12 protein-coding genes, 1 tRNA gene and 3 rRNA genes are annotated in these 15,624 nt (G+C 43.8%); all 16 read right to left on the bottom strand.

The window, feature by feature from the left end:
• Positions 1–71: 71 nt before the first annotated feature.
• A 23S ribosomal RNA gene (locus BPR_RS00425) occupies positions 72–2,932 on the bottom strand.
• 258 nt (positions 2,933–3,190) lie between these two features.
• A 5S ribosomal RNA gene (rrf, locus tag BPR_RS00420) occupies positions 3,191–3,308 on the bottom strand.
• 69 nt (positions 3,309–3,377) lie between these two features.
• Positions 3,378–4,922, bottom strand: a 16S ribosomal RNA gene (locus tag BPR_RS00415).
• The 16S, 23S and 5S rRNA genes sit together here, the layout of an rRNA operon.
• Before the next feature lie 512 nt (positions 4,923–5,434).
• A tRNA-Ser gene (locus tag BPR_RS00410) sits at positions 5,435–5,522 on the bottom strand.
• A 179-nt stretch (positions 5,523–5,701) separates the two neighbouring features.
• Entirely contained in the window at positions 5,702–6,238 is a 537-nt protein-coding gene (locus BPR_RS00405) for a Fe-S-containing hydro-lyase (protein ID WP_042257227.1), read from the bottom strand.
• 23 nt (positions 6,239–6,261) lie between these two features.
• Positions 6,262–7,104 (bottom strand): fumarate hydratase, encoded by an 843-nt coding sequence (locus BPR_RS00400; protein WP_013279489.1) that lies wholly within the window; start codon positions 7,102–7,104, stop codon positions 6,262–6,264.
• Positions 7,105–7,113: 9 nt separating this feature from the next.
• Positions 7,114–7,521 (bottom strand): HIT family protein, encoded by a 408-nt coding sequence (locus BPR_RS00395; RefSeq protein ID WP_013279488.1) that lies wholly within the window; start codon positions 7,519–7,521, stop codon positions 7,114–7,116.
• On the bottom strand, positions 7,521–8,171 hold the full coding sequence (locus tag BPR_RS00390) for a rhomboid family intramembrane serine protease (protein ID WP_013279487.1): 651 nt from the start codon (positions 8,169–8,171) through the stop codon (positions 7,521–7,523). Before BPR_RS00390 ends, BPR_RS00395 begins: the two co-directional genes overlap by 1 nt.
• A gap of 19 nt (positions 8,172–8,190) precedes the next feature.
• Entirely contained in the window at positions 8,191–9,198 is a 1,008-nt protein-coding gene (locus tag BPR_RS00385) for an SCP2 sterol-binding domain-containing protein (protein WP_026663010.1), read from the bottom strand.
• An 83-nt stretch (positions 9,199–9,281) separates the two neighbouring features.
• Positions 9,282–10,697, bottom strand: a complete 1,416-nt coding sequence (locus BPR_RS00380; protein ID WP_013279485.1) for a DUF6382 domain-containing protein — start codon at positions 10,695–10,697, stop codon at positions 9,282–9,284.
• A 2-nt stretch (positions 10,698–10,699) separates the two neighbouring features.
• Positions 10,700–11,137, bottom strand: coding sequence for a pilus assembly protein (locus BPR_RS00375; protein ID WP_143754239.1), 438 nt, complete (start codon positions 11,135–11,137; stop codon positions 10,700–10,702).
• Positions 11,113–11,553: an A24 family peptidase gene (locus BPR_RS19380; protein ID WP_207636479.1), complete on the bottom strand. Its 441-nt coding sequence runs from the start codon at positions 11,551–11,553 to the stop codon at positions 11,113–11,115. The genes BPR_RS00375 and BPR_RS19380 overlap by 25 nt, the downstream gene beginning before the upstream one ends.
• 10 nt (positions 11,554–11,563) lie before the next feature.
• Positions 11,564–12,478, bottom strand: coding sequence for a hypothetical protein (locus tag BPR_RS19375; protein WP_052301771.1), 915 nt, complete (start codon positions 12,476–12,478; stop codon positions 11,564–11,566).
• Positions 12,468–13,901 carry a DUF5702 domain-containing protein gene (locus tag BPR_RS00360; RefSeq protein WP_042256268.1) on the bottom strand — a complete coding sequence of 478 codons (1,434 nt, stop codon included), beginning with the start codon at positions 13,899–13,901 and terminating at the stop codon, positions 12,468–12,470. The genes BPR_RS19375 and BPR_RS00360 overlap by 11 nt, the downstream gene beginning before the upstream one ends.
• Complete coding sequence (locus tag BPR_RS21425; RefSeq protein WP_013279480.1) at positions 13,885–14,103, bottom strand: Flp1 family type IVb pilin; 219 nt, start codon at positions 14,101–14,103, stop codon at positions 13,885–13,887. The genes BPR_RS00360 and BPR_RS21425 overlap by 17 nt, the downstream gene beginning before the upstream one ends.
• A 54-nt stretch (positions 14,104–14,157) precedes the next feature.
• Positions 14,158–15,618, bottom strand: a complete 1,461-nt coding sequence (locus BPR_RS00350; protein WP_013279479.1) for a type II secretion system F family protein — start codon at positions 15,616–15,618, stop codon at positions 14,158–14,160.
• Between the last annotated feature and the right edge of the window lie 6 nt (positions 15,619–15,624).

Below are 15,624 nucleotides of genomic sequence, written 5' to 3'. Positions count from 1 at the left end.
GAAGTATTTGTACCTTCAAAACCGAACACTGATAATCTAAATCCTAACCTCTTTCTTGTTCCTAACCTTCTTTGGATAAGCCCTCGACCTATTAGTACACATCAGCTGAACACGTTACCATGCTTACACCTTGTGCCTATCTAACCTCATACTCTCTAAGGGGTCTTACTGCCGAAGCAGGGATATCTCATCTTGAGGGGGGCTTCACGCTTAGATGCCTTCAGCGTTTATCCCTTCCGGACGTGGCTACCCAGCCTTATGCATCTGGCGATGCAGCTGATACACCAGCGGTCCGTCCATCCCGGTCCTCTCGTACTAAGGACAGCTCCTCTCAGATATCCTACGCCCGCGCCGGATAGGGACCGAACTGTCTCACGACGTTCTGAACCCAGCTCGCGTACCGCTTTAATGGGCGAACAGCCCAACCCTTGGGACCTGCTACAGCCCCAGGATGCGATGAGCCGACATCGAGGTGCCAAACCACTCCGTCGATGTGAACTCTTGGGAGTGATAAGCCTGTTATCCCCAGGGTAGCTTTTATCCGTTGAGCGATGGCAATCCCACTTTCATACCACCGGATCACTAAGTCCTACTTTCGTATCTGTTCCACCCGTCGGTGTCACAGTCAGGCTCCCTTATGCCTTTACACTCTTCGAATGGTTTCCGTCCATTCTGAAGGAACCTTTGAGCGCCTCCGATACCCTTTCGGAGGCGACCGCCCCAGTCAAACTCCCCGGCAGACATTGTCCCCGGACCTGTTTCAAGATCCTTGGTTAGAAGCCCAGCATCATAAGGGTGGTATCCCAACAGCGACTCCGCAGCAACTGACGTCACTGCTTCATAGTCTCCCACCTATCCTGTACATATGGTACCGGACCCCAGTATCAACCTGGAGTAAAGCTCCATGGGGTCTTTCCGTCCTGGCGCGGGTAACCAGCATCTTCACTGGTACTTCAATTTCACCGGGTGCATTGCCGAGACAGTGCTCAAATCATTACGCCTTTCGTGCGGGTCGGAACTTACCCGACAAGGAATTTCGCTACCTTAGGACCGTTATAGTTACGGCCGCCGTTTACTGGGGCTTAAATTCAAAGCTTCGATTGCTCTAACCTCTCCTCTTAACCTTCCAGCACCGGGCAGGCGTCAGCCCATATACCTCACCTTTCGGTTTCGCATAGACCTGTGTTTTTGCTAAACAGTTGCTTGAGCCTCTTCTCTGCGGCCTGATTTCTCAGGCTCCCCTTATCCCGAAGTTACGGGGACATTTTGCCGAGTTCCTTAACAATGCTTCTCCCGTCGGCCTTAGGATTCTCTCCTCATCCACCTGTGTCGGTTTACGGTACGGGTTATGTATACGCTATAGTGGCTTTTCTTGGCAGTCATATCTGTCGCTTCTCTACTTATTTTCGTTCCCCCTTGCGGGACCGGTTCTTCCTTCCCCGGCTCGACCCTTTTGCCTGCGTCCCCACAGTTCTGATATACATAAGTGCAGGAATATCAACCTGCTGTCCATCGCCTACGCCTCTTCGGCCTCAGCTTAGGTCCCGACTTCCCCAGGGCAGATCAGCTTTACCCTGGAATCCTTGGATATTCGGCCTGGAGGATTCTCACCTCCATCTCGCTACTCATTCCGGCATTCTCTCTTCTATACACTCCGCTGCTCCTTTCGGTACAGTTTCTATGCAGTACAGAATGCTCCCCTACCGATCAGATGTACCCGTAGATACATCCAATCCCTAGGCTTCGGTGTCGTGTTTCAGCCCCGGTAATTTTCGGCGCAGGACCTCTCGGCTAGTGAGCTATTACGCACTCTTTGAATGTGTGGCTGCTTCTGAGCCAACATCCTAGCTGTCTATGAAATCCCACATCCTTTTCCACTTAACACGCACTTTGGGACCTTAGCCGTAGATCTGGGCTCTTTCCCTTTTGACTACCCAACTTATCTCGTGTAGTCTGACTCCTGCGCTCAGCCTATATGGCATTCGGAGTTTGATAATCTTTGGTAAGCGGTGAAGCCCCCGCGGATATTCAGTGCTCTACCTCCATTAGGCATGCTACAGGGCTAGCCCTAAAGCTATTTCGGGGAGAACCAGCTATCTCCGAGTTCGATTGGAATTTCTCCCCTATCCACAGCTCATCACCACCCTTTTCAACGGATGTGTGTTCGGACCTCCACAGCCTTTTACGGCCGCTTCATCCTGTCCATGGATAGATCACCCGGTTTCGGGTCTATGTGAAGTGACTTATCGCCCTATTCAGACTCGGTCTCCCTTCGGCTATTTACCTTAAGTACTTAACCTCGCCTCTCCACATAACTCGCCGGACCGTTCTACAAAAAGTACGCGATCACCCTCGTATGGGGCTTTCGCAGCTTGCAGGCACAGGGTTTCAGGTTCTCTTTCACTCCCCTCCCGGGGTTCTTTTCACCTTTCCCTCACGGTACTGTTTCACTATCGGTCACCAAGTAGTATTTAGCCTTACGGGGTGGTCCCCGCGTGTTCAGACAAGGTTTCACGTGTCTCGTCCTACTCTGGATACTGTCTCGCTTTGACCGCTTTCGGATACGAGGCTTTCACTCTCTCTGGCTGGCCTTTCCATGCCATTCTTCTAGCAGTCTCCATCGATTTTACAGTCCTAACCCCAGGAAGCAAGCTCCCTGGTTTGGGCTCTTCCGCGTTCGCTCGCCGCTACTTACGGAATCACTTTTGTTTTCTCTTCCTCCGGCTACTTAGATGTTTCAGTTCACCGGGTTCCCTTCCTTAACCTATGGATTCAGTTAAGGATGACAGAGGTCTTCTCTGCCGGGTTGCCCCATTCAGATATCTGCGGATCAAGGATTATTTGCATCTAACCGCAGCTTTTCGCAGCTTATCACGTCTTTCATCGGCTCTTGGTGCCAAGGCATCCGCCCTGCGCCCTATACAGCTTAACCATTTTCAGTCAGCTTATAGGAACTGTCCATTATCTTTCGATAATCTTAGTTCTCATTTCTTATGATGTATAGCGTTACTCATAAGAATGATTTATTTTTTCTTGTTTTGGATTTTCGATGTCTTTTAATCGTAGATTATATCTGGATTAAAATATTTCTCAGTATTCGGTTTTCAAGGTACAAACTTCTGACCGCTTTAGCAGTCATCAGAGACCAAAAGCTTTCTGATCTCTGATCATTGTTAAAGCTTTTTTATTGATCCGGCAGCCACCTATCCTCCCATACCGTTGCCAGTATAGTACTTTCGGCCGCCCACGTCTTAACCGTCGTGTTCGGGATGGGAACGGGTGTTTCCCATGGGCGCATCGCCACCGGAAATTTCTTGATGCCCTCGGCATCTAAACAGTAATACAACTCCCTACTTCATTCCTTCTCTTTTCCTTAGAAAGGAGGTGATCCAGCCGCAGGTTCTCCTACGGCTACCTTGTTACGACTTCACCCCAGTTATCCGACCTGCCTTCGACGGCTCTCTCCTTACGGTTAAGTCACCGGCTTCGGGCATTTCCGACTCCCATGGTGTGACGGGCGGTGTGTACAAGACCCGGGAACGTATTCACCGCAGCATGCTGATCTGCGATTACTAGCGATTCCAGCTTCGTGCAGGCGAGTTGCAGCCTACAGTCCGAACTGGGTCGTTATTTTTGAGATTTGCTCCGGATCGCTCCTTCGCTTCCCTTTGTTACGACATTGTAGCACGTGTGTGGCCCAGATCATAAGGGGCATGATGATTTGACGTCATCCCCACCTTCCTCCAGGTTATCCCTGGCAGTCTCCATAGAGTGCCCATCTTACTGCTGGCTACTATGGACAAGGGTTGCGCTCGTTGCGGGACTTAACCCAACATCTCACGACACGAGCTGACGACAACCATGCACCACCTGTCTCAGATGTCCCGAAGGACTAAATGCATTACCACTTATTCATCTGGATCTCAAGATCTGGTAAGGTTCTTCGCGTTGCTTCGAATTAAACCACATGCTCCACCGCTTGTGCGGGTCCCCGTCAATTCCTTTGAGTTTCATTCTTGCGAACGTACTCCCCAGGTGGAATACTTACTGCGTTAGCGACGGCACTGAATGCCTATGGCACCCAACACCTAGTATTCATCGTTTACCGCGTGGACTACCAGGGTATCTAATCCTGTTTGCTCCCCACGCCTTCGAGCCTCAACGTCAGTTGCTGTCCAGTAAGCCGCCTTCGCCACCGATGTTCCTCCTAATATCTACGCATTTCACCGCTACACTAGGAATTCCGCTTACCTCTCCAGTACTCTAGTCAAACAGTTTCCAAAGCAAGCCCACGGTTGAGCCGTGGGGTTTCACTTCAGACTTGCTTGACCGTCTGCGCTCCCTTTACACCCAGTAAATCCGGATAACGCTTGCCCCCTACGTATTACCGCGGCTGCTGGCACGTAGTTAGCCGGGGCTTCTTAGTCAGGTACCGTCATCTCTCTTTCGAGCCTTTCTTCCCTGCTGATAGAGCTTTACATACCGAAATACTTCTTCACTCACGCGGCGTCGCTGCATCAGAGTTTCCTCCATTGTGCAATATCCCCCACTGCTGCCTCCCGTAGGAGTTTGGGCCGTGTCTCAGTCCCAATGTGGCCGTCCGACCTCTCAGTCCGGCTACAGATCGTTGCTTTGGTGGGCCGTTACCCCGCCAACTGGCTAATCTGACGCGGGCCCATCTCATACCACCGGAGTTTTTCACACTGAGTCATGCGACTCTGTGCGCTTATGCGGTATTAACAGCCGTTTCCAACTGTTATCCCCCAGTATGAGGCAGGTTGCCCACGCGTTACTCACCCGTCCGCCACTAAGATACAACAAGCTTTGACCGAAGTCTCTGCAGCGTTATATCTCCGTTCGACTTGCATGTGTTAGGCACGCCGCCAGCGTTCATCCTGAGCCAGGATCGAACTCTCACGTTTAAAAGTTTGATCAGGCTAGAACTAAGCTTGGCTTTTGTTCTGTCCGTTATTTACTAATTCTTTGTTCTGAATAATTCTCTTGGAATTTTTCAGGGTTGCATTACTGTTTATTTGTCAAGGAACTTTGTTGTAGCTCTCGGCTGCAACTCATTTAGAATAACACAGCTTCAAGTTCTTGTCAACAACTTTTTAAATTTTGTTTCTGCCCTTTTCGAAAACAGTTACCGGGTCAAAGCCTCTTTCTATAAGTAACTGCCCTTCCGCAACGGGCAAGAGCTATTATAGCAAAGCGATTTTATAAATGCAACACCTTTTTTAAGATTTATTAAAAAAGTTATAAACTCACTAGATATAGACGCTTTAGCTGATATTTCATCCTAATTATAGTGTTGTATTTAAATCATTCAGATTGCTTTCATGTTGTTTTATACGAATGAATTTCTACTCTGGCAATCTTCCTATCGAATAAAAAAACTCCTAAGAACTATTGTCCTTAGGAGCTATGAGCTAAACGGAGAAAGCGGGATTTGAACCCGCGCACCGCGCGAACGGTCTACACCCTTAGCAGGGGCGCCTCTTCAGCCACTTGAGTATTTCTCCATGCCTGAATTCCTCTACCAATATGTGGTTTGAATTCTTGCGCCTGCAATAATCAAGACGCAAGTGTAATTATACAAAGGTGTAATGCCTTTGTCAATCAGTTTGTATTATTTTATCTGTATCTTTTTGGTATATTGGTCACTCATACAAGGTAATGACAATTGATCAATAGTCTTTGTTCAACTCTGTGATTTGTTATACAGATCATTGCCCTCTGAATCTATAACAACAATCGCCGGAAAATCTTTAACTTTCAATCGCCTGATAGCTTCTGTTCCCAAGTCATCATAAGCAACCACTTCAGATTGTACTATAGCCTTTGAAAGAAGAGCACCCGCTCCTCCTATAGCAGCAAAATACACTGAGCTATTTCTGACTATGGCTTCCTTTACTTCTGCCGACCTTTTTCCCTTACCAATCATTCCGCCAAGTCCAAGATCCAAAAGATCCGGAGTATACTTATCCATCCTGCTTGCTGTAGTAGGACCGGCAGACCCGATTGGCCTTCCTTCTCTCGCCGGAGATGGTCCCATATAATATATGATATTGTCTTTTATATCTATAGGTAATTCTCCGCCCTTGGCGAGTATTTCAGCCATTCTCTTATGAGCAGCGTCTCTGGCTGTATAAATAGTTCCGGTTATATATACCATGTCGCCTATCTTAAGTTTTTTGACTACCTCTTTATCAAGTGGTGCATGAATGTTTAATTCCATAATAAAAAGTGCTCCGTACGTTATCATATTTCTCTGGTCACATGTCTGTTCACATGACAGCATATATTAACCGCAACAGGAAGACCTGCTATATGAGTAGCATAAGTATTAATATTTACTGCAAGCGCCGTAATCCTGCCTCCAAGGCCTGCGGGACCAATTCCTGTAGCATTTATCATATCAAGAACTTCCTCTTCCATTTTTCGGATATACTCAATATCTGAATGTTCTCCGACAGGTCTGGTAAGAGCTTCCTTTGCCATCTCTGCACATTTTTCAAATGTTCCGCCAATACCTACACCAATAACCATTGGTGGACAGGCGTTAGGTCCTGCATCCTTAACGGCCTGAACTATAGCATTTTTAACGCCGTCCTCTCCGTCTGCAGGCTTGAGCATGAAGACACGGCTCATATTCTCGCTACCAAAGCCCTTGGGTGCGCATGTGATAGTTATACTGTTACCAGGGACAATATCGTAATGGATCACTGCAGGTGTATTATCTCCTGTATTCTTTCTGATAAGAGGATCTCCCACTACTGACTTTCTGAGATATCCCTCTGTATATCCCTGTCTGACTCCCTCGTTAATTGCATCTGTGATATTGCCACCTACAAAGTGCACTTCCTGACCTACTTTAACAAAGAAAACTGCCATGCCTGTATCCTGACAGATCGGAATCTGATCTTCTCTGGCAATATCAAGGTTTTTCTGCAACTGAGAAAAAATCTGTCTTCCCAGCTCAGACTCCTCTTTATCACGGGCATCATTCAATGCTTTCTGCATATCACCAGACAGCTCATAGTTTGCATCTATGCACATCTGTCTGACTACTTTTGTGACTTCTGAAACGTCAACGTCACGCATGAAACATCCTCACTCTCCAACTATTGTTTTTCTGATTTCTACAAGCTCTTCAGCTGAAGGCTGAGTTGGTTTCCATAGAATATGCTGTCCATCATTACTGTATCTAGGAATGATATGCAGGTGAAAATGCATAACAGTCTGTCCTGCAACCGGTCCGTTATTCTGTACAAGATTAAGTCCGTCGCATCCGAGTTTCTCTTTGATTTTAGAAGCAACCTCTTTTGCCACTTTTGCAGCACCTGCAACTGTTTCCTCCGGAATTTCAAAAAGATCTGCATAGTGCGCCTTAGGGAGCACAAGTGCATGCCCTTTTGTTGCAGGGCCATTATCAAGAATAACTCTAAACTCAGAATTCTCATAAATGGTATTAGAAGGTATCTCCCCATTTGCTATCTTACAAAAAATACAATCACTCATCACGCAATTCCCTCCATGTCTTTTCTATTGTTAAATAAGATAATATTGATTATTCCAAATATGAAACCCGCTATAAATCCGCCTAAATGGGCAATTGTGTTAGCTCCTTGCTGAAAAAAACAGGCTTCAACCACAAAGAGTAGTAGAAATAGCAGTCTTACCAGCATTGATTTATCCTGTGCCAGGCTCTTGCGGTTAATTACAAGCCACACAACAAGAAATCCTACAATTCCCATCACTGCACCGCTTGCTCCAAGCGATACCCAGGTAACTTCATTTCTGACTTCATAAGCCATTGATAACAGATTACCAAAGATTCCTGCTGCCATATACATTATTCCATACGCAACATGCCCCAGGTAATTTTCTATGATTGCTCCAACCAATAGCAGAATCATCATATTATTAAACAAATGGTTTATATCCTGATGTAAAAACATTGCTGTTACAAGCCTGTGATATTCGCCATCCTGTAATACTGAGGGAGTATACATTACCCCTATCGTATAGATGAACGGAAAAAACATGCTTCCAAGCACAAATATTACAGCATTAATTATCACAAGGGCTATCGTTACATATGATGACTTGTATATTTTTTTCTGCTTCTCTATAAATTCTTGATTCTTATAATCTGAACTATCCGGCATTTATACGCATTAAGCCCTCTTAAGCCATAAGATCAAACAGCTGATCCATGCTCCTCAAAAGCTTAAAGTCTCCCTTCATCTTGATACTGCCTGCCATAAATGCTCTCTGGAATGTCATCCTGCCTTCGAGGACATCCTCAAGGATGTGCTGATCTGTAGAAATCATGACATCACATCCATCCTCGTCTCCAACATAGCAATTGCACTTACTGTTATCCACATCAATGATGATTGGCTTGGACTTAGGGCTGTCCTGTATTGTTATCTTGTATTTGGCTCTGATTCCAGTAACAGGCGTAAACTTCTTGTTAAGTAGTTTAACATATTCGTCAACATTTCCAACAGCAGTATCATCCTGTCCCATCTTATCTCTGAATATGCTCGCAAGCTCCTGAAGGTCCTCTTTCTGTGTACGAACATAATTATCGTCTGAAGCATACTCTGATAATTGTTCTGATTCCTGAGGTGTCAGATCTATGCCCTTAGCAACTGCAACTTTATTGATCACTGCCTGATTGCTTGCGGGAAAAACAGGCATTTTCTGATTGATCGTACGATAAATATTCTCTGTCTTTTTCTCTATGATCTTGGTATATTCGCTACTATTCTCAAGCTTGGTCGTATCAGCTATATAACCGCACATTCCATCACATGGAAGTCCCCCAAGCATTTCCCAGGCGGCCGCCAGACTCATCATTCCCTCGCGCTCGCCATGAGTTGTGGACATAACTACTGGTGCCATATATATTTCTTTTATATGGTCTTTGTCTCCATATAGCCAGCATGCATCCAAAAACTGCATGAGATAGCCGCCAACGCCATACCACTCTACCGTTGATGCCAGAATAATTCCATCTGCATCCTTAAGTGTATTGGGAAGCGCAGTTATACCATTTCGCTGTTCATACAGATTATACTGCTGAACTTTAACATTTAATTCCTGTAAAATAGCTGTGATCTGCGAGATAACGTATAGCGTAGGGTCATCAATTATGCCTCTGCCACCGTAATAGATATTAATCTTCATGGATACCCCCTCCAACCAGTTAAGGGTATTATACCATAATTCCGGCTTGTTAAATACTAAGGAGCGCCAATGCACAGCGTTTTTTACCTGCAGTCAAAGCATATTTTTCCGATTCTGATTTCATCTCCCTCTTCTATATAGCATTTTTCCTGTGGATTAAGTCTAAGGCCATTTCTGAAGGTTCCGTTCGTAGAACCAAGATCAACAACAGATACTCTTCCCTGGCTGTCTCTTATAAATCTGCAGTGCATTCTTGATACACTAATATCATTTATCACCTTATCTACACAGCCTTCCATTTTTCCAATAGTAATCGGGAGTTTATCAAGTGCAATCCTTATTGTTTTGGATGCGTTTCTACTATATAAAATAATATCTTTATCGCAATCTTCATCATCAGACAGCACAATTGTCTCCCCGCATTGCGGCCTGTTTCGCACTGCAGATGAGGCTGCCGATGTTACGTGAACCTGATTCCCATAGCTTTCCTCGTTCAAATACTCTTCATTTATATAATCATTGGCAAAAGAACTATCTTCTCCATAATCTAAATAGTCCTTATCTACTTCATCAAGTATCTCCTTCTCTTTCTTTTTAAATCCATGAAAGCCATTGGCAGTAATGTCTTTTACCCCCATTAAAATACCTATAAGTCCTGTGATCATAGACAAGACGATCACAACTATAGAAAGAATGTCCTCTCCCTTTGAAAGTATATAATTCATTCTGATATACATCATGGCGCACAACAGGCCCATGAACAAAAGCCCAAAAATCAGCTGAATTTTCCCATCTATTCCGGTTCTTTTTGTTTTATCGCCTAAAGCAGCGTTATCTTCAATATCATCTAAATCATCACCATATAAGTCGTCGCTGTAATCCTCCAGTTCCTGTGTATCTGTCTGCATTTGAGTCTTCCTGACAGGATTCTGTTCCTGATTACTTATGTCCGGTGCCGCTCCATTTAACACCTGCTCCAGGCAGTCCATTACAAGTGCATTTTCAGCAGACATTTTCTCAGAACATGAATATATCATTTCGACTGCTGCCTCATCATCATGGTCCACCAGCTCAAAGAGCTCATCCGCAAAGCTTCCAAAATCCGCCTGCTCTGTCTTAAACGGGCAATACATGAATTTGTACTCGTTAGTTGAAAGGTCAACATACACGCTTTTCCCATCAAGAATTACATTCTCCATTCCAAGCAGATATTCAGACAGACCTTCCAGTGCATTTTTAAAAGAGCTCAATAGATTTCTAAGCTCATCTGCATTCATTCCATTTACTGCATATCTGTCCCTCAGGCTCTGCATTGAGTTTATCTCGTAGTAAAGGTAGTTCTCGTTATTTATATTTCTGAGATCACAAGGGATAAATCCCTTTAGATTCCCTCTCTCAAGCATTCTGATCTGGTAGTGCACACCCTTTTCCAGTTCAGGCGCCTCATTTCTGATTATCAAATAATTATGTTTAAGTTCTCTATAATATCTGTATTCCATTATTACTCCTTAGTTCCTATATCCCTGATTCGTTTGACCGTCCTTATATGCCCCGGATAATCTCTCTGCTTGGCATACTCTCTGGCCTCCAGCATCCAACTTCCTTTTGGTTTCAAAAAATAGTTCCCCATAGCACCATGTCTTGTCTTTGTACTTCCGGAAACTTCTATCTCTTTTCCTGAAGTGCTGCATTCAAATTGTGGATAAGTGTTGCCATAATACTTTTTACCGGCAACAAGGTTTTTCTTCTGAGCAACTACTGCGGAGGGCTCTGTTTCTTTATCCATAGATGCTCTGAAAGCGAGAATATAGCTATCCTGAGTCAGAACGCACCTTGCATAAACGTGATTTGTAAAATATATTATCAAGGCAAAAACACAAATGACCATTGGAACTATAAAAGAGGCTTCAACCGTCATATAGCCAGGCAATTTACGCATATAAAAGCCACCCCCGTTCCGGCTGTCAAAAAAGGGATGAATGGCAGTCTGGTTTTCCTGTTTCCCTTTTTGAGCACTAATATTCCTATCGAGTAGATGCAGCTGAAAAACAGCGCAGTCATCAATCCCAGCACAGCTCTATCAAGTCCAAACACCGGGCCTAAACTCATCATCATTATGCCGTCAGCAAGGCCAAGTTCTCCTCTTGAAATAATGCTTATAAGAATCATCAATGCTCCAGGCATAAGCGACATTACATCTTCTGCTGCAAAAGAGCCGAAAACTATGGCAAGTAGCATATTCAGAAAGGCTAATACTCCGGTGCCTCCGAGCAAAAAGACTGGTATTTCCATCTTTTTAATATCTGAAATTGATGCTATTAGCATTATGAACATCACAAGTATCTGTATTATCATTTGCATTTTTTCATCCGCACCCGCTACAGGGGCCTCTACCTCCTACTTCTGAAATCGGAATTGTGTATATCTTTCTCTTGAGTCCCGGACAACTTACATTTGTATGAAACTTTTCTCCGTAATCTGTTATGAAAACATTCCCTCCAGCAACATTTCCGCCACAATACTCACATGGATAATATTTGGATCTGTCCTTATTTCTAAGCGAACCAACCTGGGAATAGGTCACACTTTTGACACTTGGCTTAAGATATCTGCAGCCCACATCCCTATGGTAAACTTCCCCATGTTCTGTGACATATACCATCTCTTCCTGAATGTCACTTAAGTCACTTCCGCCCGCTACATCATAACCAGTCCAGGCATGTCCGTAATATCTTGATTCCACCATGAAATCCTTAAAACCAATAAGCGGAATAATCGGATGAACCCTGTAATCAACCACGATATCCACTATATCCCCTCCGGTCATTATCGCTGAGGAGAGCATATTAAGACCATTTATTCCATCCATTACAGGGTTTCCGGTAAGTTTATCTTCAAGCCTTCTCTTTACCTGATATATTGCATAACCGCTAAGAGCCCCTACCTCAGCGGCTCCGCCGTTATTAACACCTATCAGATCCTCACCCTCCCTGATGTCGTAGGCCATAATAGTTACTTCATTACCGATCTGATGAAGAACGCCTTCCATTTCTGACTGAACCCTGATAATTTCTATTGCTCCGATGATATTCACAAAGAAAAAGATAAAGAGTGGAAGTGCGATAGATGCCTCAAGGGTCATGGACGCAGATAAAGACACTTCCTTAAGGAATCTGATTGTCTGGAGTAAATATCTTGCTTTTATTATTTTTTTATCGGAAGTGCCCTTAATTCCATCCACGACCTCCTTCTGACATCTGTCGCCTCTTTTACCTCTCATACCCATATATCCTTTCTATACTTGCTTCATATCCGTATCTAGTTCCTATTTCAAGCTCAGCCCTTATTATGTCTACGCAGTAATCCAGCTTAAATGAGCTATTTCCATCCGTTCGCCTTACATCCATCTCTATTACATCCGCCATTCTCCTTAGCTTCGTCCCTGCATCAGTCAAAAACAGTTTCATCCTGAGATAATCCTGATAATAAAGTCCTTCCCCACAATCACTCCCCAAGTGATCTCTAAAGGAGAACATATTAGTAAGGCTCAATTTCCATGTTGAATCAGATTTAAAAAGTGGAACTCTTCCTCCCGAAAAGAGGATATGAAGATCAGATATAGACTCAGCAAAAGTCCATGCAAAAAGAATTGAATATTTGATAGGGTCTTTTAATTCCGGCAAAAACAGTATTATTGAAAGTGCGCTCGCCAGAAGTTCAGCCTCGCTTACCTTGGCTTCGCATCCAAATAAATACAGCATATTCGATGCCTGCCTCCAAAAGAGCAGAGTTCTGGCCATCTTCTCAAGGTTTGCATAATCACTATCCTGACCATATGCCAAATATTCAAGCTGATACTTAAGAAGCGATTTCTCAAATTCTGCTCCGTATCTACTACATTTCTCATAATAGTACTGATCAAAAATCAGGTTTTGTCCGCCGCTTATCCCTGATTCATCAAGCCCTGTTCCCCTGTTAAGATCTCTGTGAGAGGCATAGTCCTGCAAATTCACTCTTACTGTCGATATTGATGACTTATCTTTAATAGCGAGATTTAGCGCACCAATTCCTCTTTGGGAGTTTACAACATCAGCAGGATTACCTATGGATATTATCTCTTTTTCGCCATTCTCTTTTTCTATGACCGGAAGCTCATAAGAATCTATAAGTTCCTGGTTTTCTCTGGCTAGTTCATCCACATCTATAGTGTCCAGTTCACCACTCTGAAGGCTTCCTACATTTTCAAGGACGCTGCTCATAAGGTTCCCTATGGGCTCTCCTTCCATGTAAGCCATTATCTGCCTTGACAGCACAGCCATATTATTATCTGTCGCCACCGAATATCCTGAGATCCTTGCATCTTTGCAGTACATAGCGGTCATCGTCTGTGCATTCATAAGGCCTCCAGCCCTGCTCCTGTCAAAATTCTTCTGTGCATAATTTCTAAGATGCTCCTGAACATTTGTTATAGAGTGATTCCCTGTTCCATAGGAAGCATCTACCATAAGAAGTCCATATTGCTCATATAGCGCTCTGCTATACTCAGACAACACGGAATTTAATGAAATATCTGCTACACATTCCGTTTTCATGCGGACCGCACCGATCCTGGCTCCCTGAAAAAGAGCCAGTACCAGTGACAGTATTATCATGATCGACAATGACAGAAAAACTGTTATATATCCTTTAATTTGTGATTTCACGAGTTTCTTCCCTGATGGTCTTAAAGACATCTTCTACAATTCCTGAAATCTGCTTCTTAAATACAATTACAAGTCCGATCAATACTACGATTATCAGAATAACCTCTACAGTTCCCATTCCGGCTTCATCATTCCAGAATGCCTTGATACCTCCTGTGATCCTGTTTCCAATACTTCTTGCTTTATTCTGTAATTCCTTCATTTTTTCTCCTCTTTTCTTATGTGTTTGTCTTTTATTGCATTTACATTTTCTTCTTTAGAATGTCATATATGCCGGGATCATGATTATTATCATTACGATCATCAGCATTAACATCATTGGCAAAAGAAGCTTAGTTCCCGCTTCTTCTCCGGCTTTTCTTGCCCTGTCCAGCCTATCTTCCTGTGACTTCCTTGCCTCTTCGTTTAACAGGCGCAGCAGTTCACTGTTTCCTTTCCTAAGATTCTGAGATAGCAGCGTACTTAGTCTTGTATACTGCTGTCCTCCGCATCTATAGCCAAATTCCTCATAGGCATCACTTTCTGATTTGCCTGCAGCTAGTTCTCTTGTGGTTCTAAGAAGCTCTTCATAAGCAAAGCTCTTTTCCTGCCCAGCTTTTAGTTTGGCAACATAATTCTCAGAGAGCTTACCGATAATATTTCTCATAGTCATTCCCGCACCAAGATATAGAACCATTTGAGAGACAAGTCCAGGATAATCCTTTAAAAGCCCCTCGTTTCTTTTCTCAATTTGCTTGGCAAGCTCTTTGTCTTTGAGCACAAAACTGGCAGCGCCTGCTATCAGGAGTATAAAAAGAAGTGTGATGCTGTTATCTTCTTCTTTTTCCTTCCATGTAATCCTGCTATTATCGTACTCAAGTGGCAGCGCCATCTGATCATCATAACGAGACTTATTGTTGCTTCTTTCAATCAGTGTTTTTATCTCTTTCTGAACAATCTCTACTGCCGTAAGCTTCCTATGAACGACATTGGCATATAGCACCTGTTCCCAGGTATTACCGTTGTATTTATAGGTTGCAGTCAGTGTTATGACTTTGCCTTTTTCCGGCACGTAGTCCCAATCGATTTCTCCATCGTACTTGCAAACATCCTGGTCATCTATTTTCCATGAAATATCAAATGGATACCCTTCAACTTTCCTGATAAGGTTAAGATTCTCAGTAACTTTCTCCAAAGACTCATTCTGTCCAAGTATAGTGGTCTCCAGCTTTGCGCTGGCTTCTTCAAACAAGTTCTGCGCTTCCTCTTTGGTGTATAGCTTTTCATCTATTGTCACATTAAACTCGCCAAGCACGTCACCATTTTCGTCATTGGCAATCAGAGTTGTTGCAAGTGCGCCTTCTCCAGGAGCCTTTCTATCTATCAGATTCCCGTCGTGTATCACTCCTCCAAAGACTGTTTGAAAGTGCAGCAGTATTGCAAGTAAGCTTCCGCAAAGAGACAATATCAGAACTACACTGATCTTTTGCGCATAGTAATCAGCTTCAAGTTTATCTGCCGCCTGTTCTTTATTAAGTGTTGTTAACTGCGTCCTGACTTTCCGGGCACTGTAAATTTTTTTCCTGTTCTTAAGTATTCCGTAAACATAAAGTGATATCCTGTAAAAGACCTTGGAAATACCTGTTTCGTTTATTTCCCATGGAATCTTTGTCTTTTGGGACATTATTCCAAGGGCCAGTACAACCGCAGGAATTATCAAATAAACTATTACTATCATTCTTAT

This window comes from Butyrivibrio proteoclasticus B316 (assembly GCF_000145035.1).
In the GTDB taxonomy this organism is placed as follows: domain Bacteria; phylum Bacillota; class Clostridia; order Lachnospirales; family Lachnospiraceae; genus Butyrivibrio; species Butyrivibrio proteoclasticus.
The sequence above is the reverse complement of the archived record's forward strand: the minus strand, read 5'-3'. Positions and strand labels throughout refer to the sequence as shown.